This is a genomic window from Mesorhizobium sp. M0587, from assembly GCF_040320945.1.
Lineage (GTDB): Bacteria > Pseudomonadota > Alphaproteobacteria > Rhizobiales > Rhizobiaceae > Mesorhizobium.
Window position 1 is genome coordinate 28,995 of the sequence record NZ_JAMYQP010000005.1, and the last position, 25,638, is coordinate 54,632.

The 25,638-nt window shown below is 64.0% G+C and carries 18 protein-coding genes; 5 read left to right on the top strand and 13 right to left on the bottom strand.

Annotated elements, in window-relative coordinates; translation table 11 throughout:
- The first annotated feature begins 213 nt into the window (after positions 1–213).
- The gene (locus NKI49_RS06140; RefSeq protein WP_352601544.1) at positions 214–4,284 is read left to right on the top strand and encodes an autotransporter outer membrane beta-barrel domain-containing protein; all 4,071 of its coding nucleotides are present in this window, start codon (positions 214–216) and stop codon (positions 4,282–4,284) included.
- 82 nt (positions 4,285–4,366) lie between these two features.
- Here NKI49_RS06140 and NKI49_RS06145 read toward each other — a convergent pair whose 3' ends face one another.
- From NKI49_RS06145 to NKI49_RS06160, 4 genes are all read right to left on the bottom strand, one after another.
- The gene (locus NKI49_RS06145; RefSeq protein WP_352601546.1) at positions 4,367–5,248 is read right to left on the bottom strand and encodes an EamA family transporter; all 882 of its coding nucleotides are present in this window, start codon (positions 5,246–5,248) and stop codon (positions 4,367–4,369) included.
- 169 nt (positions 5,249–5,417) lie between these two features.
- Positions 5,418–6,713: an HlyD family type I secretion periplasmic adaptor subunit gene (locus NKI49_RS06150; protein WP_352601548.1), complete on the bottom strand. Its 1,296-nt coding sequence runs from the start codon at positions 6,711–6,713 to the stop codon at positions 5,418–5,420.
- Between the two features lie 11 nt (positions 6,714–6,724).
- Positions 6,725–8,638: a type I secretion system permease/ATPase gene (locus NKI49_RS06155; protein ID WP_352601550.1), complete on the bottom strand. Its 1,914-nt coding sequence runs from the start codon at positions 8,636–8,638 to the stop codon at positions 6,725–6,727.
- A gap of 154 nt (positions 8,639–8,792) precedes the next feature.
- A complete protein-coding gene (locus NKI49_RS06160) occupies positions 8,793–10,859 on the bottom strand; it encodes a CLIPPER-2 domain-containing protein (protein ID WP_352695573.1) in 2,067 nt (688 codons plus the stop codon).
- A 394-nt stretch (positions 10,860–11,253) separates the two neighbouring features.
- Between NKI49_RS06160 and NKI49_RS06165 the strand changes: the two genes are divergently transcribed.
- Entirely contained in the window at positions 11,254–11,430 is a 177-nt protein-coding gene (locus NKI49_RS06165; RefSeq protein ID WP_352601554.1) for a hypothetical protein, read from the top strand.
- A gap of 372 nt (positions 11,431–11,802) precedes the next feature.
- Entirely contained in the window at positions 11,803–12,573 is a 771-nt protein-coding gene (locus tag NKI49_RS06170; protein ID WP_352601556.1) for a response regulator, read from the top strand.
- Between the two features lie 57 nt (positions 12,574–12,630).
- Here NKI49_RS06170 and NKI49_RS06175 read toward each other — a convergent pair whose 3' ends face one another.
- Genes NKI49_RS06175 through NKI49_RS06185 form a run of 3 tightly spaced genes read right to left on the bottom strand, consistent with a single transcriptional unit; the run spans position 12,631 to position 17,216 of the window.
- On the bottom strand, positions 12,631–12,756 hold the full coding sequence (locus NKI49_RS06175; protein WP_352601558.1) for a hypothetical protein: 126 nt from the start codon (positions 12,754–12,756) through the stop codon (positions 12,631–12,633).
- A 1-nt stretch (position 12,757) separates the two neighbouring features.
- Complete coding sequence (locus NKI49_RS06180; protein ID WP_352601560.1) at positions 12,758–15,925, bottom strand: efflux RND transporter permease subunit; 3,168 nt, start codon at positions 15,923–15,925, stop codon at positions 12,758–12,760.
- A 4-nt stretch (positions 15,926–15,929) separates the two neighbouring features.
- On the bottom strand, positions 15,930–17,216 hold the full coding sequence (locus NKI49_RS06185) for an efflux RND transporter periplasmic adaptor subunit (protein WP_352601562.1): 1,287 nt from the start codon (positions 17,214–17,216) through the stop codon (positions 15,930–15,932).
- Between the two features lie 352 nt (positions 17,217–17,568).
- On the opposite strand from NKI49_RS06185, the gene NKI49_RS06190 reads away from it, so the two are divergent.
- Positions 17,569–18,297: a response regulator gene (locus NKI49_RS06190; RefSeq protein WP_352601564.1), complete on the top strand. Its 729-nt coding sequence runs from the start codon at positions 17,569–17,571 to the stop codon at positions 18,295–18,297.
- Complete coding sequence (locus NKI49_RS06195; RefSeq protein ID WP_352601566.1) at positions 18,294–19,532, top strand: ATP-binding protein; 1,239 nt, start codon at positions 18,294–18,296, stop codon at positions 19,530–19,532. The genes NKI49_RS06190 and NKI49_RS06195 overlap by 4 nt, the downstream gene beginning before the upstream one ends.
- Positions 19,533–19,646: 114 nt before the next feature.
- Here NKI49_RS06195 and NKI49_RS06200 read toward each other — a convergent pair whose 3' ends face one another.
- The 6 genes from NKI49_RS06200 to NKI49_RS06225 form a co-directional block, all read right to left on the bottom strand.
- On the bottom strand, positions 19,647–21,092 hold the full coding sequence (locus tag NKI49_RS06200; protein ID WP_352601568.1) for a coiled-coil domain-containing protein: 1,446 nt from the start codon (positions 21,090–21,092) through the stop codon (positions 19,647–19,649).
- Positions 21,093–21,360: 268 nt separating this feature from the next.
- Positions 21,361–21,633, bottom strand: a complete 273-nt coding sequence (gene minE, locus NKI49_RS06205; RefSeq protein ID WP_352601570.1) for a cell division topological specificity factor MinE — start codon at positions 21,631–21,633, stop codon at positions 21,361–21,363.
- Positions 21,630–22,445: a septum site-determining protein MinD gene (gene minD / locus NKI49_RS06210; RefSeq protein WP_352601572.1), complete on the bottom strand. Its 816-nt coding sequence runs from the start codon at positions 22,443–22,445 to the stop codon at positions 21,630–21,632. Before minD ends, minE begins: the two co-directional genes overlap by 4 nt.
- 70 nt (positions 22,446–22,515) lie before the next feature.
- Complete coding sequence (gene minC / locus NKI49_RS06215) at positions 22,516–23,358, bottom strand: septum site-determining protein MinC (protein WP_352601574.1); 843 nt, start codon at positions 23,356–23,358, stop codon at positions 22,516–22,518.
- Positions 23,359–23,659: 301 nt separating this feature from the next.
- Complete coding sequence (locus NKI49_RS06220; protein WP_352601577.1) at positions 23,660–25,267, bottom strand: response regulator; 1,608 nt, start codon at positions 25,265–25,267, stop codon at positions 23,660–23,662.
- On the bottom strand, positions 25,264–25,629 hold the full coding sequence (locus NKI49_RS06225; protein WP_352601579.1) for an Hpt domain-containing protein: 366 nt from the start codon (positions 25,627–25,629) through the stop codon (positions 25,264–25,266). Before NKI49_RS06225 ends, NKI49_RS06220 begins: the two co-directional genes overlap by 4 nt.
- Between the last annotated feature and the right edge of the window lie 9 nt (positions 25,630–25,638).

The window sequence follows — 25,638 nt, forward strand, 5'->3', positions numbered from 1 at the left end:
TCTCCGTCAAAAGCCGAGATCCCGCGGCGGTCGATGGCGCCAAACTGCCACAGTGCGCGGAAAAATACGGCACTTCGCTCCAGTCCAATTCCAGTGCGGCCCTGCCCAAGACAAGCCCGGGCTCCAATGACATGTCAGCCTCAGGGTGAAACGACTATCATGTCAGGGGTTTGGATGCCGCAGAACACATTTGCAGGCCGCAAGGCGACGGGGATGAAGTATCTGTTGCTGGCTTCGACCGCACTGGTCGGTCTTGGTCAGCCAATCGCCGCCAAAGCAGCCGAGACCTGGACCGGCGCTGCCTCCACGAATTGGTTTACCGCCGGAAACTGGAGCCCAGCCACCGTTCCGACATCGAGCGACGATGTTATTCTCGATCCGACGTTCCCACATCCGGCCGTGATAGATGCGGCGAACGCAGTTGCGCAACGTCTGTTTATTGGCACCATTGCGAGTTACTCAGGCTCGCTAACGATTACGAACGGCGGCACGCTCGCCGACACCGCCGGCTTTCTCGGCTACGCTTCGGACGCAAGCGGCGAGGTAAGCGTCGTTAGACCAAGCTCGCTCTGGAGCAACAGTTCGGACCTTTTCCTTGCTTTGGGCAACAACAGCAACGGCACCCTGACGATCTCGAACGGCGGCGCTGTCAGCGACACTGGGGGTCATGTCGGCTACGGCTACGGCACCGGCACGGTGACGGTCGACGGTTTCGGCTCGACATGGACCAACAGTGGGGACCTCTATATCGCCGAATTTGGCGACGGCACGCTGGACATCACCAATGGCGGTGCGGTCAACAATGCCACGGGCACCATCGGTTGGCATGCAGGCTCCAATGGTGCGGTGACGGTCGATGGCGGGAGTTCGACGTGGCTTAACACTGGTAGCCTCACGATCGGCAGTTCCGGCGTTGGCGCGCTGACGGTTTCCAGCGGCGGCAAGGTCAGCAGCGACAGCGCCTACATCGGCCTGTATTCAGGTTCGACCGGCTCGGCGACGATCGATGATGCGACCTGGACAAACAATGGAACGCTCTATGTCGGCCATGATGGCGACGGCGCGCTGGAAATCAAGAACGGCGGTGTGGCTAGCAATGCTGATGCCATAGTGGGCTACAGCACCGATTCAACCGGCAAGGTGACGGTCGATGGCGCCGGCTCGACCTGGACCAACAGCGGGAATTTGTCCGTCGGCCTCGACGGGACAGGCACGTTGATGATCTCGAGCAGCGGAAAGGTCAGCAATGCTTCAGGTTATGTTGGCGCGTTGGCGGGTTCGACGGGCATCGTAATCGTCGACAACTCAACCTGGACAAACAGCGGATCGCTGATCGTCGGCGATTTCGGCAATGGCGCTCTGCATATCCTCCAAGGCGGCGTTGTCAGCAACAGCTGGGGGGCTATTGGCGCGAAGGCAGGCTCGACCGGCATGGTCTTCGTCGACGGTGCCGGCTCGACCTGGACCAACAGTTCCAACCTGGGTGTCGGCGATCTCGGCGACGGCACTTTATCGATCACCAACGGCGGTGTTGTCAGCAATGACTGGGGCTATATCAGCAATACGGCGGGTTCGACCGGCGCGGTGACTGTCGACGGTACGGGATCGAAGTGGACGAATAACGGCAATCTCTACGTCGGCCGTGCCAGCAAGGGCACGCTGACAGTCTCGAACGGCGGCAAGGTCAGCAATGACTCGGGCTACCTTGGCTATGACGCCGGCTCGATCGGTACTGCGGAGATCAACAGCGCGGGCTCCTGGACGAACAGCGGAAATCTCGTTGTTGGCTACGGCGGGAGCGGCATGCTGACGATTTCAAGCGGCGGCGCTGTCAGCAACGCCAGTGGCTATGTCGCGCTCGAAATCGGTTCGTCCAGCGGGGTCTCGGTCGATGGACAGGGATCGACCTGGACGAATTCCGGCGACCTGTTTGTCGGCTTCAAGGGCGCAGGGGCGCTCCAGATCACCAACAAGGGCCAAGTCCTCAACCAGGCAGCGATGCTCGGCGAGTTCGATACCGCGACGGCGACCGTGACGGTGGACGGGCCAGGATCCTCCTGGAGCACCGATGACGGTCTTACCGTAGGCTCGAGCGGTCACGCGACGCTTTCCATCACGAACGGCGGTTCAGCGGATGCTGATTCCGTCTTTGTGGGCGGGGGAGCAACAGGCGCTGGCGCGGTAACCGTCGACGGCACGGATTCGAAATGGACCAACAAGAACGGGCTGCTCCTTGGCGGTCTTGGAAGCGGCACTCTTGCCGTGACCAATGGCGGCATCGCCTCCGGCGGCATCACCGCGATGGCGATTGGTGCCGACGCCACGGCCCAGGCAACGGTCGACGGCCAGACTTCGCTGTGGGAGATGCACGGCGACCTGCTGATCGGTGTCGGCGGCACGGCTTCGGTGACGCTGTCCAACGGCGGCACCGCTCTGGTGGACTTCGCTACCGTGATCGCTGGCCAGGCCGGCTCGACCGGCACGCTGAACATCGGCGGCGCGGCAGGCGCCGCGGCGATAGGCGCCGGCATCCTCGACTCGGCCACGCTGCAGTTCGGCCTCGGCACCGGCGCGCTCAATTTCAACCATACCAATACAAATTATGCGTTCGATGCCACGATCAGCGGACTGGGGACGATCAACCAGATCGCCGGCAACACCAACCTGACGGCCGATTCGAGCAGCTTCACCGGCGCCACCAATGTGAGCGGCGGACGGCTGGCCGTGAACGGATCGCTGGCGAGTTCGCTTGTGACCATCACCGGCGGCATGCTGGGCGGCAACGGCACGGTGGGCGGCATCGCGGCAAAGTCGGGCGGCATCATCGCACCGGGCAATTCGATCGGCACGCTCAATGTCGCGGGCAATGTCGACCAGGCGGCGGGCTCGATCTACCTGGTCGAGCTGACCTCGACCGGCACCTCCGACTTCCTCCATGCGACGGGCGCCGCCACGATCGACAGCGGCGCGCTAATCGACGTGGTCAAACTCGACGGCGCACCCTATGTAGTGGGCACGCATTACACGGTGCTGCAAGCTGATGGCGGCGTCACCGGGACATATACGATTGGCGGCAACACCGGGTCGGCTTTCCTCGGCCTGGTCGACAGCTACGACCTCAATCACGTCTATCTCGATGTTGTCCAAAACACCTTCGCCTCGGTCGGCCTGACGCCCAACCAGATCGCGACCGGCGGCGGCGCTGAAAGTCTTGGCAGCGGCGATCCGCTCTACGATGCCATTTTTGCGTTGCCGGACGCAGCAACAGCCCAGGCGGCTTTCGACCAGCTCTCGGGCGAGATCCACGCCTCGGCCAAGGGAATGCTGATCGAGGACAGCCGCTTCATCCGCGACGCCGCCACCAGCCGCATCAGCGCCGCCTTCGGCGAGGCCGGCGGCACTGCTGCCCTGCCCGTCATGGCCTATGGCGAAGGCGGGCCTGAAATGGTCGCCGCCGACACCGATCGTTTCGCCGTCTGGGGCCAGGCGTTCGGTTCGTGGAGCAATACCGACAGCGACGGCAACGCCGCCGCCTTCGACCGCTCGACCGGCGGCCTGCTGGCCGGCGCCGACACGCTGGTCGGCGGCTGGCGCGTCGGCCTGATCGGCGGCTACAGCCATTCGAGCTTCGACGCCGACGATCGCAATTCCTCGGGCAAGAGCGACAACTACCATCTCGGCCTCTATGGCGGCACCAATTGGGGCGCCATCGCCTTCCGCACCGGTGCGGCCTACAGCTGGAACAGCCTCTCGACCAAACGCGCCGTCGCTTTCGGCGGATTCACGGATGGGCTGTCGGCCGACTACGATGCCGGCACCGCGCAGGTCTTCGGCGAACTCGCCTACAAGGCCGATACCGGGCGTTTCAAGTTCGAACCCTTCGCCAATCTCGCCTATGTCAGCGTGCATACCGACGGCTTCAGCGAAACGGGTGGCGCCGCGGCGCTGACGAGTGCCGGCTCGACCACCGACGCCACCTTCACCACGCTCGGCCTGCGTGCTTCCACCGATTTGGGCCTCGGCGAGATCAGGGCGACGGCGCGCGGCATGCTCGGCTGGCGCCATGCCTTCGGCGATGCGACGCCGACCTCCACCTTCGCCTTTGCCGGCGGCGATCTCTTCACCATCGCCGGCGTGCCTGTCGCAAGGGACGCGGCTGTGGTCGAGGCCGGTCTCGACCTGAACATGTCGGCCAATGCCACGCTCGGCTTGTCCTATACCGGCCAGTTCGGCGGCGGCACGGTCGACCAGGGCGCGAAGGTCAATCTCGGCGTGAAGTTCTGACGACGAAACAGCGAACGGCCGGATCGCTCGCGGCCAGGGAGAACGCCGAACCGGCTTCGCGGCATGAGCCTGTCTACCGTCCCTACTCCGGCGACGGCACCGGCGGCTTCGATGTCAGCGCCGCGCCGAAGGCGGCGGTAATCACTGCGGCGATGCCGGCCAGTTGCGGCATGGTCAGGCTTTCGTGCAGGAACAGGAAGCCGGCCAGCGCGCCCAGTCCGGGCTCAAGGCAGGTCAGAGTGCCATAGATGCGGGCCGGCATCCGGGTCAGCGCCACCATCTCCAGAAAGAACGGCAGCGCGCTCGAAAACAGTCCGACGAGGAGCGCGCTGACCAGGATCGACGGCGCGAGCAGCGCGGTTCCGGCTTGCGCCACGCCGAAGGGCAGCACCAGCACGGCGGCGATCGCCATGCCATAGGCCGTGGTGCGGGTGCCAAGCTCCGCGCCCGCCTTCTGGGCGAGCACGATATAGAGCGCCCAGAAGCCGCCCGCCGCCAGCGCCAGCATCACGCCCACCGGGTCGAGCGGCTGGAGAGAGCGGACGAAGGGCGACAACAAGACGATCCCGGCAACCGCAAGCGCGATCCAGGCAAAGTCACTGGCACGCCGCGAGGTCAGCGTCGCCACCAGCAGCGGCCCGGAAAATTCCAGCGCCACCGCGATGCCGAGCGGGATGGTCGCAAGCGCGGCATAGAACAACAAGTTCAACGCACATAGCGTCACCCCATAGGCGACCAGCCACGGCATGGTGGCGCGCGAGGGCCGCATTTGCCAGGGCCGCAGCACCGCGATCAGCATCAGCGCGCCGACCACTAGCCGCAGCGTTGTCGTCCCTTGCGCGCCGATCAGCGGGAACAGGCCCTTGGCAAAGGTGGCGCCAATCTGGATAGACACCATGGCGCCCATCAAGGCAGCGACGGGCAATGGCGCCGCTTCGCGACTGATAACCGGCGTCGATGTCACTTGGTTTCATCCTCCATGCCGCCCGGCGCGAACGCGCCTGGGCAGAGGAAATAAGGGCAACCTGCCTGCCCGTCGTGAGGCAGCACCGACGGGTTGATGGGGCACGGCCGGCTTTGCGGTATCGACTATGCCGCTCATCCCGATAAAGCAGATCGAAAGGTTGCGATCCTCATTCCCTGAAGGCGCGGCTGATCTGGTCCTCCAGCGGCTTGAGGAGGTAGGAGATCACCGTCCGGTCGGCGGTCTTGATGAAGGATTCGACCGGCATGCCTGGAACCAGCTTGAGCTCGCCAAGGCGCGCGACTTCGGCGCTCGTCGTCGAGATGCGTACGGTGTAATAGCTGATGCCCGTGCGCTGGTCGGTGGTCGTATCCGGCGAGGTCCGTTCGACGGTGCCGTTGATCTGCGGCGTGGTGCGTTGGTTGAAGGCCGAGAAGCGCAGCGCCGCCGGCTGGCCGACCCAGAGTTGGTCGATATCGCTCGGCGCGATCTTGGCTTCGACCGCCAGGCTGTCGCTGTCGGGCACGATCTGCATGATCGTCTGGCCGGGAGTGATGACGCCGCCGATCGTATGGGCGATGGACTGCTGTACGACACCGTCCTGCGGCGCGCGGATGTCGATGCGCTTGAGCTGGTCCTCGGCGGCGATCTTGCGTTCCGTCAGTTCGCCGACCTTGGCGTCGATCTCGCGCAGATCCTTGTTGACGTCGGTGCTGAGTTCGAGGTCGATCTGGATGATCTGCAAGTTGATTTCGGCGATCTTGCCCTGAGCCTGCGCCAAAGCCGCCGTCAACTGGCCGCGCTCGCCGTCGAGCCGCGCCGACTCCCGCTCCATCGCCGTCAGGCGGTCGATGGAGATCAGCCGTTTCGTCCACAGCGCGCGTATGCTGGCCAGTTCGTCCTCGACGAGCGCGATTTCGTGCGACTTGGCATCCGCCTGCGCCGTGTCGCCGCCGATCTCCTTCTGCAATTGGAGGATGCGCTCCCGCAACTGGCTCTTCTGGCCGGAACGAACCGCCCGCCGGGTGGCGAAGACCTGTTCCTCGCCGGCAATGATCTCGGCGATCGCCGGATCGCCGCGACGATCGAGAATATCCTTGGCGAAAACGATGGCGTCGGCGCCCTGGCGTTCGGCCTCGAGGCGCGCCTGGCGCGCCGACAACTGATCGAGGGCCTTGGTGACGACGGCGAGATTGGCCGCCGGCATGGTGGAATCGAGCCGAACGAGCAGCGCGCCGCGTTCGACACGGTCGCCGTCACGCACGGCGATCTCGCCGACGATACCGCCGGTCGAATGCTGGACGTCCTTGACGTGGGAATCGACCACGAGAACCCCCGACGAGATGACCGCTCCCGAAATCCGGGTCAGCGAGGCCCAGCCGCCAACGCCGCCGACCAGCAGCGCGACCGCGACGAGGCCCAGGCGCATGTAGCGCTGGATGGATTGATGGGAAGAACCGGACATCCTTCCTCCTTTCACTCGCCCGCCTGCGCGCCAGGCGCCGTTGGCTCTTCGCCGGCGAGCCTGAGCCGGGGCACGGCGGCTACCGCCGGTTGCGGCCGCGGAAACAGCTTGGCCAGGATCTCGTCCTTGGGGCCGAACGCCTGAACGCGGCCCTGGCTCATGGCGAGGATGAAGTCGACCGTGCCGAGCGCGCTCGGCCGGTGCGCCACCAGCACGACGATGCCGCCGCGCTGCCGCACCGAGAAAATCGCCTGGAACAGCGCCTGCTCGCCTTCGGCGTCGAGGTTGGAATTCGGCTCGTCGAGCACCACCAGGAACGGGTCGCGATAGAGCGCGCGCGCCAGCGCGACGCGCTGGCGCTGGCCGGCGGAGACGGCCTCGCCAAGTTCACCGATCTGGGTTTCGTAGCCGTCGCGGAAGCCGACGATGAGCTCATGCGCGCCGGCCGCCCTGGCCGCTGCAATGATCAAGGCGGGATCGGCGTGGGGCTCGAAACGCGCGATGTTCTCGGCGACCGTGCCTGCGAACAGCTCGACGTCCTGCGGCAGATAGCCGATGAAGCGGCCGCGATCCTCCGGCGACCATTGATCGAGGTCGGCACCGTCGAGCCGGATCCTGCCGGCGGCGGGCTGCCAGGCTCCGACAAGCGTCCTCACCAGCGTCGACTTGCCGGAACCGCTCTGGCCGATAATGCCGACGGCGTGCCCCGCCTCAAGGGCAAAACCGGCGTCCTGGATCAGCAGCCGCTGCGTGCCGGGTGCCGCGACACTGACGGCCTGCATCGACACGTGGCTGCTCGGCGCCGGCATCGCCATCGGCGCGGCGTCCGGCGGCAACGCCGCGAGAATCCGGGTCAGCCGCTGCCAACCTTGCCGCGCCGTCAGGAAACCTTTCCAGTTGGCGATGACCAGGTCGACGGGGGCCAGTGCGCGGCCGCTCAGGATCGATGCGGTGATGATGACGCCGGCGGTCGCCTGCTGTTCGATCACCAGCCAGGCGCCGACACCGAGCATGGCCGACTGCAACAGCATGCGCAGCACTTTGGACACAGCGCCGAAGCCGCCGGCGATGTCGCTGACACTGCGCTGCTCGGCGAGATAGTCGCGGTTGGCGTCCTCCCATCGCCTGGCCATCCTGCCGCCCATACCGAGAGCCGCGATCACTTCCGCGTTGCGGTTGCCGGTCGTGGTCAGGCCGTTGCGGATGATGCCGGTCTGGGTGCCTGACGTAACCGGCTTGCGCGTCAGCCGCTCGGCGAAGACGGTCAAAAGCACCAGCACGATTGCCCCGGCCAGGGCGGTCAGGCCGAGAACCATGTGGAACATGAAGATGATGGCCAGATAAAGCGGCAGCCAGGGCAGGTCGAACAATGCGGTCGGACCGGTGCCCGACAGGAAGGTGCGCACGCTGTCGAGGTCGCGCACCGGCTGCATGCTGTCGCCATTGCGTCCGATCTTGAGCGGCAGCCTCAGGACGCTGGAATAGACACGGGCGCCGAGCGCCTCGTCGAGGGCGCCGCCGACGCGCACCAGGATGCGGCCGCGAATGAAATCCAGCACGCCCTGCCCGGCATAGAGGATGGCGACGAGCAGGCTGAGGCCGATGAGCGTCGGCATGCTGCGGCTCGGCAGCACGCGATCGTAGATCTCGAGCATGTAGATCGAGCTGGACAGCATCAGCACGTTGAGGACGCCGCTGAACAGGGCGATGGCGAGGAATGCCGAGCGGCAGGACTTGACCGCCGCCGTAAGTTCCGAACCCTGCTGCCGGGCACCGGAGTTGGCGGCCCCGCGCGCCGTCGGCGCAACGCCGGCACCCCGGCCGGTTTCTTCGGTAGTGCGGCTGCGTGCACGAAACAGCAGAAGGCCGCCGAACCCCGCGAGCGCCAGGCAGAGCAGCCAGACACCCGGCGATGCCGGCAGCACCCCGCCCAGTCCAGGAAAAACGGCGCAGGCAATCAAGACCAGACCCAAGGACCTGGCCCTTGCCTGCTTCGAGCTGAAGATGAAGCCACTTCCCATGCCAGTTCGCGCGGGCAGCGCTGCGGCAAGCACCCGGCTGGAAGGCCGGAAGCCTGCCTCAGGCGATGCCTGTCAGGCCTCCCACTTCATGCAACGTCAGCCAGAATTGATCGAGCGTGTTGAGATGCTCGTCGATGATGTTGGTTCCATCGAACCAAGCGACATGGCCGCCTGGTCCGGACGTCACCAGCTGATCCTGGTTGAACCACATCAATGCGTTCTTCAGGCCCTCGCCGTCGGCTTCCTTGCCGTTGCTCCAGTCGGTGATGCCGGAGCTCGGATCGGTGACGTCGACATATTTGATCCAGGCATTCGTGGTCGTCTTGACGGCACTGCCCGCCAGCGCCGTGCCGCCGGCGTTGGTATCGATGAAGCCGTCGTTGTTGGCGTCGACATTGACGCCAAGCCCGGCCCATGCGCCCTGCCCTTTAAGCCACGTCACGGCCTCGTCGATCAGGTCGTTGGGCTGCGTTACGCCATTGTCGATGTTGAGCTGGGTGGCGATTGCCTGCTGCAACATGATCAGGCGCGCATCGCCGCCGGTCGAACTCGATTCGATGGATTTCGCCAACGCGATCGAAATCCATAGATCATGGGCGTCGTCGACCAGCCCATTGTGGTTCGAATCCCCGAGCAACAGATACTTGCTCTCGTCGACACCGGCAGTGGCTGGATTGTCCACGCTCGGGTTGACGTCGAGACCGGACAGCACGCCACTGGCGACCGTGCTCTTGGTCGGATTGCCTTCGTTGCCGGCGATATTGTCCCATGCGTCGGCATGGCTGCCCCAGAAACCTTGGGTCAGAGCCTTGTTGGAGAAACCCTCATAGTCGCTGCTATCGGTGCTGGTCGGCGTGCGTGAATGTCCGGCCGTGTCGACATAAGGATCGGTGACGGCCGTGGCATTGTTGACGTAGCTGCCGAGCTGCGCGATGCCCGTCGCCTGGTAATGCCAGGTTTCGCCGATGTCGAACACGCCGTCCATGTCGGTGTCGCCGCTGTTGAAGCCGCCGCTGAGGATCGCCAGCGGATGGATGTCGTCGCCGGTGCCCGCGGTGCCGTTGTCGTCGGTCACGACGATATTGTTGAGCGCGACATTGCCGTCGTTATTGACATCATAGGTCCAGGTCACGGGCTGGCCCTGGAAGAGGTTGAGGTCGTGATCGGCGCCGTTGGTCTTCTTGTCGAGCGTGATATGCGGATCGGCGCCGAAATAGCTGGAGCCGTCATCGTCGGTAACGCTAACCGCCCCGGCCGAACCGGAAACGTGGCCGATATTGGCGTAGTTGCCAGCAATGGCCGTGCCGCTGCCCGTGAACGTCCAGGTCTCGGTGGTGTCGAGCTTGCCGTCATTGTTGACGTCGCCGATATTGTGCTGGTGGTCGACCCCCAGCACGGCGGAGACAAGCACACCCTGGTCGTCGGTTACCAAGATGTTCGACAGGGCGACATTGCCGGTGTTGCTCACCGTATATTGCCAGCTGATCGCCTCGCCGGCGAACACCGTCAGGTCATCGCCAATTGCCGAGTCGTCGATCGTGACCTTGTCGATGCCGATTCCAGGAGTATCGGGAACGGAACCAGGCGCCGTCGTGGTGCGCCACTCCTCGAAGCCGCCATTGGAACCGGAGAAGCTGGAAAACAGCGTCACATAGGATCCGGCTGTGGCGCCGGCTGCCGTAAAGACGCTGACCGGGATGAGCACCCGATAGTCGTCCGTTCCCGATCCATGGTTGGCATCGATCAGCAATTGGTCGGCGCTCAGATGAAAGACGGAGGTAAATCCTGCAAAGTCCGCAGTGTAGTCGGCAAGGGTCGCCCCAGTGCCGGAAAGATAGATGTCCAGCCCGGTTAGGCTGATGTCGCCGTTTGCCTGATTGTTGCTCTCGTTGAGGTCCAGCCGAAACTCGATGTAGTCGACGCCGCCGATACTGATTGATTGAATATCGCCGTATTGCAGGTCGTTCGTGAAGGACGATTTGTTGTCGAGAACGTTGCCGTTCTGATCGGTATTGAAGCCCTCCTCGATACCCGTCGCCTGCAGCCGCAGGAAGGAATCGTAATTGCCGGTTCCCGACCCAATGGTCGTTGCCTCGAGAATGACGCCATCGCCCAGATCTGCCACTGTCGTTTCCTCCACATTGTTGTCCGGTCAGCGGTCGAGCCGCCGCCGTCTACCCCGGTTGATCACAAGCTTCGAGCCGCGTCCGCGGACGCGGCATGCCGACAAGCAAGCGCTTTGGTGAAAGAAGGGGGGCGAATTTGGAAACCCACGACACGGCGGCGAGGTCTGAACTCGCTTCGCCAACTATTGCCTGATGACAGACCACATGCCGTCGAACTGCCTGTCACGCTCACGCCCCACACCCCAGACTCGCGCGATCGACACCGATCGCCTGAGCCTTAATATTCCCCTAACCATATTACGCAGGTTGCAAATGGTCCGTCCATATAACCGTGGTTATAGATGGGAGGGCAAATTTAACGTCGTAGAAAGCTAACATAATAAGGATCAGAATTTGAATTATGTCGTAATTGTCGAAACATCTTTCGAGTTTTACTTGGTTGAGGAGGATATTGCCAACATTTCCGTAATATCACAGAGCGACAGACTGGCAATGATGCCGCGGCATCGCGCCTGCTTTCACTCCGGCGCCGATACCTCTGCTGCCGGCAAAGCGCTGGAATTCATTTAGTGTTTGCTAATATTTGTTGGAAGCGCGATGCTGCTGCTGGGATGTGCTCTCGCATGAGGAGGTGCGAGCCGCGTTCGAGGTCGTTGCCGTCCAGGAAGCGATCAGGGCGCAAGGCGCTGCTGGGCCATGTCCGCTCCGGGGAGGAGGAAAATTGTTCGAGATCGAGCATAGGCGACCGTCGCCTCGACTGGATGAAAACGGCCCTGATCCGGCATCGCGTTTTGCTGTCCGGCGGCCGCTGCGGTTGAAACCCGGCCGTTCCATGCCTGGCTCGTACCTAACGCCCGGCGGCATTATTGCCTTTCCTGCCATTCCGAGCGATGGCGGCAGGCTTCCGCCCTCCCCGGCAATCGGGCTTCAAGAGGACTGACGATGGTCACCACGGTATTCATCGTCGACGATCATCCGCTGGTCCTGCATGGCCTTGAGAACCTGATTGGCGGCGCCCCCGGCTATAGGGTCGTCGGATCGGCGCTGGATGGCAGGAGTGCGTTGACGATGATCCGGCAAGAGCCGCCCGATGTCGCGGTGATCGACCTGAACATGCCGGGGTTCAGCGGGCTCGACGTTGCCGTCGAACTCGGCAAGGAGGCGCTGGCCACGCGCTGCGTGCTGTTGACGGCCGGCGCATCGCAAGGTCAGCTCTACGATGCGGTCATGGCTGGCATCGCCGGCATCGTGTTGAAGGAGGCCCCGGTCGGGACGCTGCTGAACTGTATCCGCCTGGTCGCCGGCGGCGGCCACTGGTTGCCCGCTGAAATCGTCGGCGAGGCCCTCGAAGTCGAAGCGTCGCGCCGCATCAAATGGCAGAAGCTCTCGCAGCGGTTGACAAGGCGCGAGATGGAAATTGCCGTACTGGCCGCATCCGACAAGCCAGGCGGACAGATCGCGTTCGAAATCGGCATCTCGAACGGCACGCTGAAAATTCATATGAACAACATCTATCGCAAATTGCAGGTCTCCTCGCGGGCCCAGTTCGCGCAGCTCGCCGCAGGCCAGATCGGACTGAACGCCCCGCATCGGGCGAGTGACAGCGCTGCCGTGTTCGCGAAGCCGCCGGCGGCGCGCAATGCCGATGACGACGAAGGCCGCGCCGAGCCGCCGGCCCTGCATGACAGGCACGGGCTCGGCGTCAGGGGCTGATAAGCGATAACCCGCTAAAGCACGACGGGACAGCCGCTTCCGTGAGCCGAACATCGTTCAAGGCGCCACTTTCGAGGCCAGCCGTGGCCCGGTCTTGACGTCGACGATCTCGGGTCTGGCGCTGTCGACCGCACCGTCCCAGCCGATGTAGTTGGTCGCCAAAAGGACGCGGCTTTGCAGCACCTTATTGCTGGTTGGCCGTTGCCAGCGCCTCGCCTGTATCCCGTCCAGTATCCTGCCCGGAAACCTGCTTGGCCGCCTTGCCCTTGAAGATGCGGCGCACTGTGACGAACAGCAGTGGCACCAGGAACACGCCGATCACCGTCGCCGCGATCATGCCGCCCATGACGCCGATGCCGACCGAGTTCTGCGCGCCCGACCCGGCGCCGCTGGCGATCGCGAGCGGCGTGACGCCGAGGATGAAGGCCAGCGACGTCATCAGGATCGGCCGCAACCGCTGTCGTGCCGCTTCCAGCGTCGCCTCGACGAGCCCCATGCCGGCCGTCTGCCGCTCGATGGCGAATTCGACGATCAGGATGGCGTTCTTGGCGGCGAGGCCGATCGTGGTCAGCAGGCCGACCTTGAAGTAGACGTCGTTGGTCTGGCCGAACAGGCTTGCCGCCAACAGCGCGCCGAAGATGCCGATCGGCACCGAAAGCATGACTGCGAACGGGATCGACCAGCTCTCATAGAGCGCTGCCAGGCACAGGAACACGACCAGCGTCGAGATCGCATAGAGCGATAGCGCCTGATTGCCGGAAAGCCGCTCCTGGTGCGACAGCCCGGTCCATTCGTGGGAATAGCCGGCGGGCAGCTCGGCCATCAGCCTGTCGATCTCGTCCATGGCAGCGCCCGAACTCACGCCCGCGGCCGCCGCCCCCTGGATCTCGACCGCCGCCGAACCATTGTAGCGTTCGAGCCGCGGCGAGCCGAACGTCCAGTGGCTGGACGCGAAGGCCGAGAACGGCACCATGGCGCCGCTGGAGTTGCGGACCTGCCATTTGTTCAGGTCTTCCGGCTGCATGCGAAAATTCGGAGCCGCTTGCAGATAGACCGGCTTCACCCGTCCGCGATCGATGAAATCGTTGACGTAGTCGCTGCCCCAGGCGGTCGATAGCGTGTTGTTGATATCGGCGAGGCTGACGCCCAGCGCGCTCGCCTTTTCCTGGTCGATATCGACGGAGAATTGCGGCTGGTCCTCCTGGCCGTTGGGCCTTGTGTTGGCCAGCACCTTGCTCTGCCCGGCAAGGCCGAGAAGCTGGTTGCGCGCGTGGATCAGCGCGTCATGGCCGGTGCCGTTGACGTCCTGCAGGTAGAAATCGAAGCCGTTGGTGTTGCCGAACCCCTGGATGGCGGGCGGAGCAAGCGCGAACACCTGCGCATCCTTGATCCTGGCGAAGGCGCCCATGGCGCGGCCGGCGATCGCCTGCGCCGCCAAGGCCGGCGATTTGCGCAGGTCGAAATCCTTCAACCGCACGAAGGCGATGCCGACATTCTGACCGGCGCCGCCGAAACCGAAGCCGGAGGCGGTGAAGACCCCTTCGACCGCGTCCCTCTCTTCCTTGAGATAATGGTCGGTCACCTCTGTCAGCACGCGTTCGGTACGGTCCTGCGTCGCGCCGACCGGCAGCTGCACGCTGGTGATCAATATGCCCTGGTCCTCTTCCGGCAGGAACGAACTCGGCAGCCGCGCGAACATCCAGCCCATGGCGATGACGATGGCCAGGAACACGACGAGGAAGCGCTTGCCCCGCTTGATGATGCCATGCGAGCCGTCGCGGTAGGCCGTCGTGCCGCGGTCGAAGACACGGTTGAACCAGCCGAATGGACCCGTCTGCGTCGCATGGTCCTTGGGCCGCCGCAGGATGGTGGCGCAAAGCGCCGGCGTCAGCACCAGCGCGACCAGCACCGACAGCACCATTGCCGAGACGATGGTGACCGAAAACTGCCGGTAGATGATGCCGGTCGAGCCGCCGAAGAAAGCCATCGGCACGAACACCGCCGACAGCACGGTGGCGATGCCGATCAGCGCGCCGGTGATTTCGTTCATCGACTTGCGCGTCGCCTCTTTCGGCGACAGGTCTTCCTCCTGCATGACGCGCTCGACATTCTCGACGACGACGATGGCGTCGTCGACCAGAAGGCCGATGGCGAGCACCATGGCGAACATGGTCAGCGTGTTGACGGAATAGCCGAACAGCGCCAGCACGCCGAACGTGCCGAGCAGCACCACCGGCACGGCGATGGTCGGGATGATGGTGGCGCGCAGGTTCTGCAGGAAGATGAACATCACCAGGAATACCAGCACGATCGCCTCGGCCAGCGTCTTGACCACCTCCTCGATCGACAGCCGCACGAAGGGCGAGGTGTCGTAGGGATAGACGACCTCGACCCCTTGCGGGAAAGTCGAGCTCAGGCGGTTGATCGTCGTGCGCACCGCTTCGGCCGTGCTGATGGCATTGGCGCCGGTCGCCAGGCTGACGGCGACGCCCGCCGCCGGCTTGCCGTTGTAGTTGGCCTGCGTCGTATAGCTTTCGGCGCCGAGCTCGACGGTGGCGACGTCGTTGAGGCGAACCAGCGAGCCGTCCGTCTGGCTCTTCAGGATGATGTTGCGGAACTGTTCGGCGGTCTGCAGCCGGCTCTTGGCCGTTACCGTCGCGTTGAGCTGCTGGCCCTTGCGCGCCGGCAGGCCGCCTAGCTGGCCGGCCGAAACCTGCGTATTCTGTGCCTCGATCGCGGTTGCGACGTCATTCGGCATAAGCGCGTATTTGGCGAGCTGGTCCGGGTCGAGCCAGATGCGCATGGCATAGCCTGAACCGAAAAGCTGCGTCGAGCCGACACCTTCGACGCGCTTCAGCGTGTCGTTGATGGTGGCGTCGACATAGTCGGCGAGATCGGTCGAGTTCATCTTGCCGTCGCTGGAGACGAAGCCGATGACCATCAGGAAGCCGGTCGATGATTTGGAGACGGTTATGCCGTTGCTCTGCACCACCTGTGGCAGCTGCGACTGCACCAATTGCAGCTTGTTCTGCGTCTGCACCTGTGCGGTGTCGGGATCGGCCGCGCTGGTGAAGGTCAGCGTGATCGAGGCCGAACCGGTCGAGGTCGAGGTCGCCGTCATATAGTCGAGATTGTCGATGCCGGTCATGCCTTGCTCGATGACCTTGGTCACCGAATTCTCGACCGTCTGCGCATCGGCGCCCGGATAGGTCGCGCTGATATTGACCGTGGTCGGCGCGATCTGCGGGTATTGCGAGATCGGCAGCGTGGTCAGCGCCAGCAGGCCGCCCAGCATGATCACGATGGCGATCACCCAGGCAAAGATCGGCCGGTTGATGAAGAATGCGGACATCGGCTCAGTTCCCGGTCGAGGCGCCAGGCGCCGGTTGCTGGCCGCCGGCGCCATTGGCGGGAGCGGGTACCGCCGACGTCTGCCCGCGGTCCTTGATCTCGCCGGTCGCCTCGTCGATCGTCACTTCGACGCCGGTCGCATCGCCGCCGGGGCGCACGAGCTGCATGCCTTCGACGATGACGCGGTCGCCGTCGCCGACGCCTGAATCGACCAGCCAGTTGTTGCCGACGCTGTTGCGCACGGCGAGCACCCTCGTCTCGACCTTGCCTTGCGCATTGATGACCATGGCCGTCGGCTCGCCCTTGGTGTTGCGGCTGACGCCGCGCTGCGGTACCAGGAAACTGTTCTGCGCGACGCCCTCCTCGACCAGCGCCCGCACATACATGCCCGGCAGCAGCAGCCGGTCGGGATTGGGGAACTCGGCCCTGAGCGCGAAGGTGCCGGTGCTCTGGTCGACATTGGCGCCGGCGAATTCCAGCTTGCCGGTCTGCGCATAGATGCTGCCATTCTCGAGCTTCAGCTTGACGCTGACATTGGGGCCGCTGAACTTCAGCCGCCCTTCCGAGATCGCCTGGCGCAGATTGAGCAGGTTGGTGCTCGACTGCGTGACGTCGACATTGATCGGATCGAGCGAGCGGATGGTGGTCAACACCGTATCCTGGTTGGCGGTGACCAGCGCGCCGGGCGTCAGTGTCGACTTGTCGATGCGGCCGGCGATGGGAGCGGTGATCGAGGTGCGGTCGAGGCTGATGCGCGCGGTTTCCGCGCTGGCCCTGGCCGAGGCGACATCCGCCTGTGCCTGCGCCAGCGTGGCGGCGGCATCGTCATAATCCTGTTTGGAAACAACGTTCTGCTTCAAAAGGCCGGCGTAGCGGTCGAACTTGGCCTGCGCTGTAGGCACCGCCGCTTCCGCCTTCTGCCGGGCCGCGACCGCGCTGTCATAGGCGGCCTTGTAGCTTGCCGGGTCGATGAGGTAGAGCGGCTGTCCCGCCGCCACCTCGCTGCCCTCCTTGAACAGGCGCTGCTGGATAATGCCGTTCACCTGCGGGCGCACCTCGGCGATCAGCGATGCGGCCGTGCGTCCCGACAATTCGGCCGTGATCGCGACCGATTGCGGATGCAGCGTTACGACGCCGACTTCCGGTTTGCCGACCCCGCCCATGCCCGCGGGAGGCTGGCCCTGCTCCTGCGAACAGGCCGCCAGAAGAACGATCGTGACGAGCATCGCGCCCCAGGGCGCGAGCCGGCGTGGCTTGGCCGGCAGAAGAGACTGGCAAGACTGGATGGGCATGACTTGAGTGAGCTTTCGGCTGGAGTTTCGGTCGCCGCCTGGCTGCCGGCATCGGATCGTTCCGCCAGGAACCGGCCGGGCAGCGCTGGGTATCGTTCATAAGATGTAGCCGACCGGGACTTGGACAAGGTTGCGTTGAGACAGCGGGCCGTCAGCCCGACATGCTTCGGATGGCCATGAGGATAGGAAGCGTCTTTGTCTGCTTCGCGTCGGCGTGTTGACGAAGGTTTCCGCAAAAGGGCAATTTGTTTCCGAATGTTTCCGCGCCCCGGCCGGAAACATTGCGTTGCAATTTTCCATGCCGCTCGGGCGCGGCTCTCTCTATAGTCGGCGCCAAGCAAGGTCACCCGCAATGCACTCACAACCCCATATCCTCGTCGTCGACGACGACCGCGAGATCAGGACGCTGCTCGGCCGCTATCTCGACGGCCAGGGCTTTCGTGTCTCGGTGGCGGCGGACCGGCGCGAGTGCGAGCAGAGGCTCGCCTCGGGCAACTTCGACCTGGTCGTGCTCGACGTCATGCTGCCGGACGGCTCGGGGCTCGACATCTGCCGCGCCTTGCGTGATCGCAAGCCGCACATTCCCGTCATCCTGCTGACGGCGCTGAAGGAGGATGTCGACCGCATCATCGGTCTGGAACTCGGCGCCGACGACTATCTCGGCAAGCCGTTCAATCCGCGCGAACTCACCGCCCGCATCCGCGCCGTGCTGAGGCGCTCGGCGCCCGAGGAAGCGCCCGCCCCGCCGCGCCCGCGCATCTACCGCTTCGCTGGTCACAGGCTGGAGCCGGACACCCGCAAGGTGACGGACGCGCAAGGCGCTGCGATCGACCTCACCGGCGCCGAGTTCGACCTTTTGCAGGTGTTCCTCGACCGCCCCGGCCGGCTTCTGTCGCGCGATCAGCTGCTCGATCTGACGCAAGGCCGCGAGCGCGACCCGCTCGAACGCTCGGTCGACGTGCTGATGAGCCGGCTGCGCCGCAAGTTCACCGACACCGGCGACGGTCCGCTTTTCAAGACCGTGCGCAATGGCGGCTACCAGTTCACCGCGCGCGTCGAGACGGTGGAGGGCCAGGCGTGAACTCGCTGCGCCGGCGCCTTATCCTCTTGCTGGTTGCCTCGATCGTCGGCGTCGTCGCCCTGGCGACCGCCGCCGTCATCAGCGTGCGCGGCGGCGGGCCGCCGCCGGAACTCACCATGCCCTGGGTCGCCCAGCAGATGGAACTCATGGTGCGGCTGCTGCCCGGCCCGCTTCCGGACGTCCTGCGGGTCGAGATGAGCGACCATCCGGCCGGCGGCAAGGTCGATCGCGAAGAGACGGCAATGCTCGGCGACTTGCTGCGCCGCCGCGGCCTCGACATTGCGGCCGTCGTCAGCGAGAAAGCCGGCGAGCCCCATCTCGCCTCGGTGCGCCTGCCCGACAATCGCTGGGCGATCATGGAGGTTCCCCACATCACCCCGCCGAGACGGGAGTGGCTGGTGCTGGCCGGGTGGATCTCGCTGATCGTGGCCGGCGCCACCGCCGTCTCGGTCTATTTCACCTCGGTATTGATCCGGCCGCTCGAAATGCTGGAGGCCGCCGTCTCCAAGATCGGCTCGGACGGCATGCTGGCGGCGGTTCCGGAAGTGGGATCGGCCGAGGTCAAGGCGACGGCGCATGCGCTGAACCAGCTCTCGTCCCGGCTGAAGACCGCTATGGAGAGCCGCATGCGCCTGGTCGCCGCCGCCGGCCACGACCTGCGCACGCCGATGACGCGCATGCGGCTGCGCGCCGAATTCCTCGATGAGGAGCGCGACAAATGGCTCCACGACCTCGACGAGCTCGACCGCATCGCCGACAGCGCCATAAGGCTGGTGCGCGAAGAGGTGAACCAGGATGCCGTCGAGCCGGTCGATCTGGAGAGGATGGTGCGCGACATCGAAGCCGAGATGGTGTCGCTCGGCCGTGCCGTGTCGGTCGGGCACCTCGACAAGGTTTCGGTGCGGGCCGGCGCGCTCGGCCTGCGCCGGGCGCTGCGCAACCTGATCGTCAACGCCGCCACCCACGGCAAGGCCTGCACCATCGCCCTTGCCGTGGCGAACAGGCGCGCCGTGCTCAGCATCTCCGACACCGGGCCCGGCATTCCGCCCGATCTCATCAACAAGGCGTTCGAGCCCTTCTTCCGCGTCGACCCCGGCCGCCAGCAATCCATCCCGGGCGCCGGCCTCGGCCTCGCCATCGCCAAGGAAATCATCGAGCGCTACGGGGGAACGGTGACGCTGGAGAACCGCCGGGGCGGCGGGCTGGCGCAGACTGTGGTGTTCGAGGCGGTGTGATTGGACGCGGGGGTGGTGAGATTGATACGCCAGCAGGACAGAGCGGGCGCGAAGGATCGCGGCTTCCCTTTCTCCCAGGCAAAGCGGGAGCGGAAGCACATCGCGCGAAGTGAGCTACGGTGTCGCGCGGAGGTTCCTGGGGATGCGCCGCCTGCCCGCTGCACGGGCTTTCTTCGCCACAGCGCCGGTAATCTCGACCACGGTCTCGTGCTGCCTGCCGTTAGTGGCCTTGTGGAGGCGCTCGTAGGGCAGCAACTCCTTGATCCTGGCGTTGAGTGACACGATTTCGGCTCTGAGATCCTCGCATTCCTGCTTCTGGACGTCGAGCTGTATCTGTTCCGATGCCTGTTGCAGCGTGAGCTGCGAAAGATTGGCGTTCACTTTCGAAAGGCTCATCCTGTCGTTTTCGCTCTCACTGGTGAGCGCGGACAATCTTTCGTCGGCGACTTTCTTTTCGGTCAGGGCGTCGTTCAGGTTGCTCTTGAGCCTGGCGATTTCGGCGGCAGCGTCGCTGTTCTCGTTCGAGGCCTGCTCCAGCCGCGATTGCAGGTCCTGCATCTCGGAACGCAACCCGCGCATTTCCGCCTGGCTGCGAGCCTGCTCGGCTTCCCTGTCGCCGTCCATCATGCGGGCCTCTTCTGTCACTTCCGACAGCTTCGCCTGCGCGGCCTCGAGCGACTTCTGGAGCCGCATCTCCTCTTTCTCGCTCTTGCCGAGCGCGGCCAGCAGTTCCGCAAGCCGCGCGGCTTCGCTGGCATGGATCGTCGAGAGTTCGTCGAGCCTATGGCGCGCCTGGGATTCCCGCTTCAGCGCCTTGTCGAGATCGATCGACAGGCTGACATGTTTTTCCCGCAGCATCTTGCTCTCGCGCAGGCGCCTGTTGGCCTCGACCGTCCTGGCGGTCAGCCGCTTGGCGATGTCGCCAAACTCCGCTTCGCGTTTTGCTTGCGCATTGGCTGTCTCCACGAGTTCCAGCCTTACCGCCGCAAGCGCTGAACGAAGCGCCTCCCTGTCCTGAACCAGGCTTGCCTCGCGCTGTTGCAGCACTTCGAAAGCGCCTTCGCGCTCGCGGAGCTTTCTCGTCGCGTCGTGCAGCTTTTCCGACAGCGTTCGTTGGTCCGCGGTCAGGCCGGCATTCGCCAGCTCCAGCTCGTTGGCGCGAAGAATGTCGCTGTGGAGGATGTTGAGGAATTCGCGTGTCAGATGGTGTGACGTCGCGATCTCCGACAACTTGCCGTTGATCTCCTCCAGATAGTCCCTGGCGTCGTGGAAGAGCCCTTCGAAGGCACTTAATGCAGCCAGCCGGGTCTGGGTATGGGACGTCAGTCTTGGAGCGGTTCCGGGACTGTCCGTATCATCCGCACTGTCCGAATCTGCCGCGTTCGCTTCGGGCGGCGCGTCGTAAAGACTTGCCGCGGGATCCGGGACGTCGTCGCCGGCTGGTGGCTCCCGGTCCTCGGCGCTCAGGCTGGAATCCAGCGCGTCGGCCACCTCGATCTGCAGTTCCTGGAATGCTTTGTCTACGTCCTCGGCACGCTTGATCAGGGCCTTGAAGTTCATGCCCGAACTCCTTACGCATATCCCAACTGGCACTTAACGAGTTGCTAACATATCCTTACATGCACCGATTGCGCAGGGGAAGCCCCCCTTTTGGGGGACGACAGTTCGGGACAATGGAGGGGTTTTGGGCCGCGAGCAACCATTGCCGCGGCCTTGGAAAACCTGGATCTCGCCAGGCGGGGCGACGAACCCGCTCCTGGCAGTGCTGGCGCAGCCGCAGCCGGTCCGCTTTGCGGATCGACCCTCCCCCAGCAGGGGGAGATGAAGATCAGGCCGAGATCGCCATTGGCGCGGCGCTCTTGTTCGGGATCTGGATGTCGATTTCCAGCGTCGACATGGTCTCGCCGCGGTCCATCGATACCTGCAGGTAATCCTGGTCGATCTGGACGTGCTTGGCGATGACGGCCATGATCTCCTCGCGCAGGATGGAGACGAGATCGGGCTGGCTGCGGTTGCGGCGCTCGTAGGCCAGCAGCACTTGCAGCCGCTCGCGCGCCACGGGCGCGCTGGAGCGCCGCCGGAAGAGGTCGAACACGTTCATGCCGCCCTCCTTCCCAACAGACGGTCGAGAAAGCCCTTGCGCTCGAAGGGAACGACGACAGGCAAATCCTCGCCCTCCAGCCGCTTGGCGGCGTCGAGATAGGCGCGGGCGGCTGAGTTGAGCGGCTCCGACAGCGTCACCGGCGAACCGAGGTTGGAGGCGCGCAGCACATCCTGGCTCTCGGGGATGATGCCGAGCAGCGGCACCGACAGGATTTCCAGCACGTCGTCGATCGAGAGCATTTCGCCGCGCGCGGCGCGCGCCGCGTCATAGCGCGTCACCAGCACGTGCTTGGCGATCTGCTCGCCCTGCTCGGCGCGCATGGTGCGGGCGTCGAGCAGGCCGATGATGCGATCGGAATCGCGCACCGAGCTCACTTCCGGATTGGTGACGATGACCGCCTCGTCGGCAAAGCGCATGGCGAGCTGCGCGCCGCGCTCGATGCCGGCCGGGCTGTCGCAGAACACGTAGTCGAACACCGAGCGCAGCTTCTCGATGACCTGGCCGACGCCTTCCTCGGTCAGCGCGTCCTTGTCGCGCGTCTGCGAGGCCGGCAGCAGGAACAGCGTCTCCAGCCGCTTGTCGCGGATCAGCGCCTGCGACAGCTTGGCCGTGCCCTGGATGACGTTGACGAGGTCGAACACCACCCGCCGCTCTGCGCCCATGATCAGGTCGAGATTGCGCAGGCCGACGTCGAAATCGACGAGCGCCACCTTCTTGCCGGTCTTGGCCACGGCCGCACCGAGGGCCGCCGTCGAGGTGGTCTTGCCGACGCCCCCCTTGCCCGAGGTGACCACCACTACCTTGCCCATGAAAAATGCCTCCGTTGTTGTTGGTTTGTTGTTGTCCTGGCAGGCCGCCCGGTACTGAAATCCCGGCCGCTCACCGAAGCGGCTCGACGCGCAGCCCGTCGCCTTCGAGATAGGCCTGGACCGGCTTGCCGCGCGAAACGCCTTCCATTTCCTCGGCGGTGACGTACCAGCCGTCGACCGACAGAAGCTCGGCCTCGTTCTTGCGGCAGAAGATGCGCGCGCCGGTGTCGCCGAGCGCCCCCGCCGAAGCGCGCCCGCGCAGCGTGCCGTAGACATGGATCGAGCCGGCGGCGACGATCTCCGAACCGGAAGCAACCGAGCCGAGCACGACGACATCGCCATGCGCATGCATGATCGTCTGGCCGGAACGGATCGGCGACTTGATCATCAGCGTTCCTGAATCGTATTGTGCGGCGTGCCGCTCGCTTTCGCCCGCCTTGCTTGCGCCAGCCTTGCCTTTGCCATCGCTGCCAGCATCCGCGCTCGCTTCCATACCGTGGTCTGGCGCCCTGCCCTCGGCCTTGCCATCCGATCTGCCGGAACCCTCCTCCCGCGCCATCCCAGCCCCCTTGCGGCCGGGCAACAGCCCATCCGTCGTCGCCTCCTTGGCGCCGACGAGCAGCGGCGGCAGTTCGGCGCCGAGCGAAGCGCCTTCGAGCTCGATGGCATAGATCCGGATGCCGCGCGTCCCAAGCTCCGCCACCAGCGCCGCGATCTCGCTCGCCGCGGGCTTCAAAGCGTTGAGATCGAGCAGCACCGGGCGCCCGGCAAAGTAGCCGGGCGAGTTGCCGATCCAATGGTCCAGCCCCTCCAGCCAAGCCGCCAAAGGCACTTCCGGGGTTAATGTGAAAGCAACGAAGGAACGGGCCCGAAAGCGAATGGATTTGGCCTCGAGGGGGGCGGCAAAGGTCACGGCTGGCGAATCCTTACTGAGAGGTAAACGCTAGCGAGGAAATGGTTAACGAATGGTTAATGAGGGGGATAACTACTTGGCAGCCCGCATGAAACAGGAGGATCGGCTAACGCGGACTGGGGAAGCCAACTGGCGACACATTGTGCGTTTTGATAGGGGGCCGGAAGCCGAAGGTCTGGATTCGGGATGACTGGCCCAGAGAGCCGCCTGCGCATCCAACCTGCTTACCTGGGCGGCAGCAACTGCCATGAGCCACTTGTCAGCTTGACTGCGGGCGCATCACTTATCGGCCTCCGATCTTTCACTCGGTGGGTAACGGCAGCAGATCAAGCCGCGGCACAAATTCCTCCAGCGAGTCGTCGAGCACCGGGGGTTCTTCCTCGGCCTCCTGCTTGGGCTCGACCATCAGGAGACCGATGACGACCAGTGCGAGAGAGGCCCAGGTCAGAGCTGGTATCGCCTCTCCAAGCAACAGCATACTCCAGCATATGCCGGCTGCTGTCCCTGCGTAGGCGTTCTGGCTGGCGAAGACAGCACCAGTGCTGGAGATCAGCAGAATGAAGAGCAGCATCGCCAAATTGCCGGCGGCAGCCATCAGCAAGACGATGACGCCAAGCCGACCGGCCAATAGATCAAACGGTATGAAGTCCTGATAAAAAGCGGCAAGTGGGATCAGCATCAGAACCGAGACAACGAGCGTGATGCCGAACAGGGCAACGTTATCGATGTTGGCGGGCTTGGACTCTGAGAGATAGATATCCTCGGCCGCATAAGTGACCGGGACTACAAGAGCAATGACAAGCCACACCCAACTGGTGGCCATTTCTCCGGGCTCTCCGTAGAGGAGAATGATGAAGATGCCGACGAGACCCAATCCAAGCCCTAAAAAGCGCTTCAAATTCGGAGCTTCGGTCCGCATCAGAGCGGCGAACAAGAAGACAGCAAATCCCTCGAGCACGATGACAATGGAGACGATAGAAGCTGGGAGCTTGCTTGCCACCCAATAGACCAGGACCTGGTTGATCACCGAGCTAATGAACGCAAAACCAAGGATGAACTTCCAATCCGCTCGCGTGAGATCCTTGAGGCTCGGCATTGTCTGTCGCTTCACACTAATCCCGATGCAGAATACAGCTCCGATGATATCAATGAAGATTGCCAATCCGACCGGATGAGCCTCAACGAGCGAAGCCATCTTAGAAAGTGGCACGACGATTCCCCATAACCCACCACATGCCAGCAGCAGTAGAGCGCCGCGAAACGTGCGAATATTCTGCCGCATCCTTCGCTCTCGCTCGTAGACCTTCTGGGCCATTGTCGCGAACACGGTGGCGAGCTTGCCGAGACCATCTGTACGGTTTGCCAAATCGCGGATGCCAAGCTTCGAAGGATTGAACCGCCCGGTCTCCAAGGTGGCGGCCGCCCTGGTCAGCTTGGCCACCTGCCGCAGATATTCCGTCTCAACGTCGCGGAGTCTTTTTTTCTCGATGCAGGTGGCAACACGTGCCTTGAGTAGAGCGAGTTCAAAGTCCTTTGGCAGAAAGTCTTCCGCGCCAAGCTCGATGGCGCTTATCACGCTGCTCATTTCTTCATCGAGCGCCGAAATGACGATCACCGGCAGATCGCGAGTGGCTCGCGAAGACTTGAGGGCCTTGAGCACCTCGAAACCATCCATTTCGGGCATGACTATATCAAGGAGAACGAGGTCAAATGAATTCTGGGCAACCTGTTCGAGCGCCAGCTTGCCGCTCGCGACGGCTGTTGTTTCATGGCCGAGCGTTTGGATGGCTTTGCTGAGTTTCAGGCGCACAGTGCCTGAGTCATCGACTATGAGGACGCGCGCTCCCTCAGGTATGCGAGCCTCAGTTGCGCGAGCCTCAGGTGGTTGAGTCTCCGATACTATGCTCATTCTGATCCCCCTCTTTTCAAATCGGCAAGGCGCGAGCTGAGATCTTGTTTCGCCGTGTCGCACTCGCCCGCGATGAGTTCCACTTCCGTCGTGGCCCCGCTGGGCAGACCATCGCGGCAGGATTTTTCCATCGCCTCGCAAAGCGCGGAAAGCTGGTTCGCGCCGAAGTCCCGTGCGCTCGATTTCAGTGTATGGGCAGCCCGTCCAAGGCCTGAACGGTCGCCGGATTCTGCAGCGCGGCGCATCTGCTCGACGAGCAACGGGGATTCATTCAGAAAACTCTCAATGAGTTCGGCCAGAGAGTCTTGATCCCCACCTATGAGATCAAGGAGCTTGTCCAGAGCTTCCTGTGCAACAGCCATGACCAGACC

Coding starts and splice junctions, on each gene's coding strand:
- minD (WP_352601572.1), bottom strand. CDS start 22,445: ATGGGCAAGGTAGTGGTGGTCACCTCGGGCAAGGGGGGCGTCGGCAAG.
- minE (WP_352601570.1), bottom strand. CDS start 21,633: ATGAACGTGTTCGACCTCTTCCGGCGGCGCTCCAGCGCGCCCGTGGCG.
- NKI49_RS06180 (WP_352601560.1), bottom strand. CDS start 15,925: ATGTCCGCATTCTTCATCAACCGGCCGATCTTTGCCTGGGTGATCGCC.
- NKI49_RS06220 (WP_352601577.1), bottom strand. CDS start 25,267: ATGAGCATAGTATCGGAGACTCAACCACCTGAGGCTCGCGCAACTGAG.
- NKI49_RS06150 (WP_352601548.1), bottom strand. CDS start 6,713: ATGTCCGGTTCTTCCCATCAATCCATCCAGCGCTACATGCGCCTGGGC.
- NKI49_RS06140 (WP_352601544.1), top strand. CDS start 214: ATGAAGTATCTGTTGCTGGCTTCGACCGCACTGGTCGGTCTTGGTCAG.
- NKI49_RS06185 (WP_352601562.1), bottom strand. CDS start 17,216: ATGCCCATCCAGTCTTGCCAGTCTCTTCTGCCGGCCAAGCCACGCCGG.
- NKI49_RS06170 (WP_352601556.1), top strand. CDS start 11,803: ATGGTCACCACGGTATTCATCGTCGACGATCATCCGCTGGTCCTGCAT.
- NKI49_RS06225 (WP_352601579.1), bottom strand. CDS start 25,629: ATGGCTGTTGCACAGGAAGCTCTGGACAAGCTCCTTGATCTCATAGGT.
- NKI49_RS06190 (WP_352601564.1), top strand. CDS start 17,569: ATGCACTCACAACCCCATATCCTCGTCGTCGACGACGACCGCGAGATC.
- NKI49_RS06200 (WP_352601568.1), bottom strand. CDS start 21,092: ATGAACTTCAAGGCCCTGATCAAGCGTGCCGAGGACGTAGACAAAGCA.